Source organism: Rothia sp. HMSC064D08 (assembly GCF_001809525.1).
In the GTDB taxonomy this organism is placed as follows: Bacteria; Actinomycetota; Actinomycetes; order Actinomycetales; family Micrococcaceae; genus Rothia; species Rothia dentocariosa.
Window position 1 is genome coordinate 1 of sequence record NZ_KV797887.1, and the last position, 4,751, is coordinate 4,751.

The 4,751-nt window shown below is 49.8% G+C and carries 7 protein-coding genes; all 7 read left to right on the plus strand.

Translation table 11 applies throughout. The features are described from left to right. Nucleotides 1-334: 334 nt before the first annotated feature. Nucleotides 335-847 (plus strand): LURP-one-related/scramblase family protein, encoded by a 513-nt coding sequence (locus HMPREF2625_RS00190; RefSeq protein WP_070520301.1) that lies wholly within the window; start codon nt 335-337, stop codon nt 845-847. A gap of 626 nt (nt 848-1,473) precedes the next feature. After that, nucleotides 1,474-1,998, plus strand: a complete 525-nt coding sequence (locus HMPREF2625_RS00195) for a peptidoglycan-binding domain-containing protein (protein WP_070520305.1) — start codon at nt 1,474-1,476, stop codon at nt 1,996-1,998. Between the two features lie 87 nt (nt 1,999-2,085). Beyond that, nucleotides 2,086-2,640, plus strand: a complete 555-nt coding sequence (locus HMPREF2625_RS00200) for a chemotaxis protein CheA (protein ID WP_070520308.1) — start codon at nt 2,086-2,088, stop codon at nt 2,638-2,640. Between the two features lie 132 nt (nt 2,641-2,772). Next, nucleotides 2,773-3,279, plus strand: a complete 507-nt coding sequence (locus HMPREF2625_RS00205; RefSeq protein WP_041321654.1) for a peptidoglycan-binding domain-containing protein — start codon at nt 2,773-2,775, stop codon at nt 3,277-3,279. 82 nt (nt 3,280-3,361) lie between these two features. Beyond that, the gene (locus HMPREF2625_RS00210; RefSeq protein WP_041321908.1) at nt 3,362-3,895 is read left to right on the plus strand and encodes a hypothetical protein; all 534 of its coding nucleotides are present in this window, start codon (nt 3,362-3,364) and stop codon (nt 3,893-3,895) included. 63 nt (nt 3,896-3,958) lie between these two features. Beyond that, nucleotides 3,959-4,318, plus strand: coding sequence for a hypothetical protein (locus HMPREF2625_RS00215; protein ID WP_238789186.1), 360 nt, complete (start codon nt 3,959-3,961; stop codon nt 4,316-4,318). 110 nt (nt 4,319-4,428) lie between these two features. Beyond that, on the plus strand, nt 4,429-4,751 hold a 323-nt coding region (locus HMPREF2625_RS00220; RefSeq protein WP_070520847.1), incomplete at its 3' end, for a muramidase.

Sequence of the window (4,751 nt, forward strand, 5' to 3'; positions counted from 1 at the left end):
TCATCTGCCGAGAGCTCTTTTACAATAGTGGGCTTTATAGCAGCCCTCTATGAGATTATTTTGGGCATCTCAATGATTGTTGTTATGACGAATAGCATTAAAAAGACAGACAAATCTTTAGAACAAAAGCAGCATGAGGTATCCGAAGGGGTGCCTGATGAATCGCTCTAGAATCCCTTTGCCTTCGGCTGTACTTGGCGATTCCACGCCTAAAGTCTTATTCCCTCTGTTGGGGGGGCATACGTGTACGGTGAAGACAATCCGCTGTTGAGGATATACGCGGTGCTATGGTTGAGCTACCAACGACACCACCGAAACACATAGAGAGGAGAGCATGATGCGGCAGCTTTACGCGGCGCAGAAAATCTTCAAAATTACCGACCACTATGTCGTCACCGACGAAGGCGGGTACACGGTATATCAGGTTGATGAGAACTACCGGGTTCTTGGCAAAAACATGAATGTGACGAACGTTGAGACCGGCGTGCAGTTCACGCTGGAGCGGCAGCTTGGGCTCGGTACCGTTTTCAATGTTGGCTTTTCCACCGGCGACCAGCTGCATATGCGCAAACGGTTTAAACTCGCGGGGCTCAACATAGAGGCCTACCTCAACCAGACTCCGCTTCAGATCGGGGGTAGTTTCTGGGAAGGTAACTTTGAGATTGTTCTTGAAGGAGGTATCGTCGCCGCTATTCACAAGCCTAGGTTTAAGATGCGCGACAAATATCAGATCACTGTGTACGACCAGCGTTTTCAAGACGTTGCTATTGCAGTTCTCATCGTTGTTGATTATCTATCTGATCAGCGGCAGAAGAACAGGCCTAGAATTAGTTTTCACGGATCCTAAAGTCCCTATGCGTCAGGTTTGATGAGGCGCGAGCAGATAGTATTTTGGCGAGCAGATAACGGATTGCTATCTGCTCGCCAAAATACTATCTGCTCGTGGGGATTAAAGCATGCTTATAGAGATTTACTTATTGAAACACCTAAGAAAAAATATTTAAAACATGAAGTGTTTATAAAAACTTACGAAGCGTGGCGTTATATTTTTATGTGACATGCCCGAATAAGAAATATGACATTTAAAAATTTTGAACAATGACCACTCTGATATAGAGCATAAAATACATGAACTTCTGTCTTGCGCGATGTGGCAAAACAGCCTCAAAGGGTTGAAAACTCGCCCGTGTGGCTTCTACGGTAGGGGCAGAGGCGTTCAGGAAAGCGCTACGCAGTAAATGCATTATATGAGGTGACCAAAACATCACTTTGAGATGTGTTGCTGGTATGCAGCTCTTGCAGATATATTCTGAGCACCCTAAATAAAATCCTCGCTCCGGAAGAGGAAATGTCATAACCCTGCGCCTTCTTTTATGAGGCGTTCACAGATAGTACGCAATCCACAATGCTTTTTGTAGCTCTACAGTGGCGAGTGCGCGTATCCAACCACCATGTGAAAGGAAGATAAGTAACATGACTCTCGAAAATCCCGGACTTTCTCGCCGTAAGTTGCTGCGTACTACCGCTATTGGCGTGCCTGCTGCTGGTCTGCTCGCTTTCGGCTCGACCCTTGTGACCGCACCAAGCGCGCAGGCTTATCACGCGCTAGTTGGTGCTGATGGCTGGTGGGGGTCAAAAACTTCCAGTGGGCTCCAAACTTTCTTAAATATTACCCAGCATGCTCAGGTGAGCGTGGATGGTGTGATTAGTTCTCAGCCGTCAAGTCTGCAGGCTTCATGTCCCGGTCTTGCTGGTGGCTGGGAGTGGGTTGATGATGCTCAAGCATCTGGCTCCCAAACAATAGTTGCGATGCAAACTTGGCTAGGTGTTGGAGCTGACGGGATTTTTGGTTCTGAGACTATCAGTGCCCTGCAAGCCCATTATGGACTGACAGCGGATGGAACACTAGATGGACCGTCGCCGACAATTCTGACTCTGCAGAATGAAATTAACCATTACCTTCGCGCAGACAATGATGAGATAGCGAAGAATAATTAACGCTACTACCGGTGATGGTTTTATGGTGTGCTGAAATCTTCTCCAACTTCCTGCACCAGAAAAAATACGCAAAGGAGGGTATTCCTGATGACTCTCGAAAATCCTGGACTTTCTCGCCGTAAGCTGTTGCGTACTACCGCTATTGGCGTGCCTGCTGCTGGTCTACTCGCTTTCGGCTCGACCTTGGTAACTGCAACGAGCGCGAATGCTGTTGATGTTGACGGCTACTGGGGTTCGGAGACCTCGACAGGTTTTCAGAAATTTCTGAATGCCTTTCTGAGTGCTGGATTGGACGTTGATGGCATGATCAGCTCTCAGCCTTTGAGCATGGCTTCTTCCTGCTCCGGCATCGTTGGTGGTTGGGAGTGGGTAGAAGATTCTCAGGCCAAGGGATCTCCCACTATCGGGCTGATGTTTATGTGGCTGACTCATGATCCAGACGATACTCTTGAGGCAAAGACGCAAGAAGGGAGCGCGTCTTTGATTCAAGAAACGGGCGAACCTTTGTCCAATAACCAAATTTCGCCTACACACATCAAGCTCATGCAGGGCCATTATGGGCTTACCCGCGACGGCGTTCTGTCAGCTCCATCGCAGACCATTAAGGCCTTGCAAAAGGAGATCAACCAGTACGTTGGCTAATCCAATGTGACAGTTCTTCACGTGTCGGGAGGGTGGATCGGCCATCTAGTGGTATATCCATCATCCCGACAAGGAAGACATCTTCCAGCTCTAGCTTTCTGTACCTGAAAATACGCAAAGGAGGGTATCACTATGTCGAATGAACATTCTGGTATTTCGCGTCGTCGCTTGCTGCGCACCGCCTCCATAGGCATTCCCGCCGCAGGCGTTTTGGCGCTGGGGTTCAGCATCGTTAGCGTCCCAGCTGCTCAGTCGCTTGAGGCTGATGGTTATTGGGGTTCCGAGACAACCTCGCAGCTTCAAAAGTTTTTCTTCAATATATTTGCGCAGGAACTCGGTCAGCCTACATACGGGTATGAAGACGGTGTCGTGAAATATCAGCCTGTATCGCAGCAGTCCGCAAACCCCGGGCTGGGCAGCGGATGGCAATGGGAATCCGATGGGGGAGCGCAAGGCTACGACTTCACCATCTATTACCTGCAGCGTTGGCTGGGTGGCGTGGAGGCCGACGGCACGATTGGCCCCAATACCATCAAGGCTCTGCAAAATCATTACGGTCTCACGGCAGATGGTCGCCTAGATGGACCTTCAGAGACTATCAAGGCTTTGCAGAACGAGATTAGCCAGTACGTCGGTTAGCTCTACGTGAGATTTGATGATGCGTGAAAAGCACGTTGGTGCTTCTCTGCGGACATATATTTTCATCCTGAAGGAGAATAAAATGACGAACGAACATTCTGGTATTTCTCGCCGCAGGCTGGTGCGTACCGCTGCTGTAGGCGTACCCGCCGCGAGTTTGCTGGCTTTCGGCTCCACTCTGGTGACCGCAACAAGTGCGAGTGCGGTTAGCGTTGATGGTTACTGGGGTGAGGAAACCTCGGCAGGGCTCCAACGCTTTATGAATGCCGTGCGTGGGGCCGGGTTGTCGGTGGATGGAGTTATTAGTTCTCAGCCATCAAGTATGGCTCCATCCTGCTCGGGTATCGTCAGCGGTTGGGAATGGGTCGATGATGCACAGGCCTCTGGTTCCCCAACCATGCTGGCCATGTATCAATGGCTTGGATCCGGGACTCATGGGCAACATCTTTTCCTCAAAATTGAGGAATGGGGTGGGAATGTAACTGGCTACAGCATCACAGGCGTTCATATCAAGCTTTTACAAGAGCATTATGGTCTGACGGCGGATGGAACTTTAGATAGTCCATCACCAACTATTGAGGCTTTGCAGAACGAGATTAACCAGTACGTCGGCTAAAACCCGGTGTTGCTCTTTCACCAGTTAGTGCACAGTCCTATTCGAACTAATTGAGGAGAAAAAATGATATTTCGTAAATCTGATCATCCTCGTCGTAAGTCGATGCGTGTAACCTTGTTCGTGACCCCCATTGTGGGTGCCCTGCTAGCGCTTGGTTTCATGACGGCTCCGGCGGCGAATGCAGGGATTGCTGATAACTCGACAGGCGCAATGCAGGCAGAATCTGAGCAGCTTCATCAAGAAGCCCGGGACGCTACAGATCTAGCAAATAAGTTTGACCAGGATAACATCGCGATTAATGATTCTGCCGCTGCGGATCTGCGTGATGCTGCGCAGAAGGCTGAAGCGATGGCTCAAGAACGAGACCAGGCAGTTCAGGCTGTTGAAGATGCTGATCGTGACGCCGCCAGCCTCTTTGAATAAATAATTCGCAACTAAGTTGTGTGAAGAAGTGATATTGGGGCTTGTGAGCTTTTGACTGGTGCCAAGATTGCTTCAAACCTTTTATGAGCCTTAGTTGAGGAAGGAGTATTATGACTCTCGAAAATACCGGACTTTCCCGTCGTAAGTTGTTGCGTACTACCGCCATTGGCGTACCCGCTGCGGGTATGCTCGCCTTCGGCTCGACCTTGGTAACCGCGACGAGTGCGAATGCGCTTGAGGTTGATGGTTACTGGGGAAGTGAAACTACACGTATGTATCAGAGGCTCGCTGCGCTTGAGGTGGTAGATGGCATCGTCTCAAGTCAGCCTGCATCTCAGGCGAGTGCTAACCCTGGGCTGACGAGTGGCTGGGATTGGGTTTCTGATGATGCCGCCTCCGGTTCAGAAACCATCAAAGATTTGCAGCGCTGGCT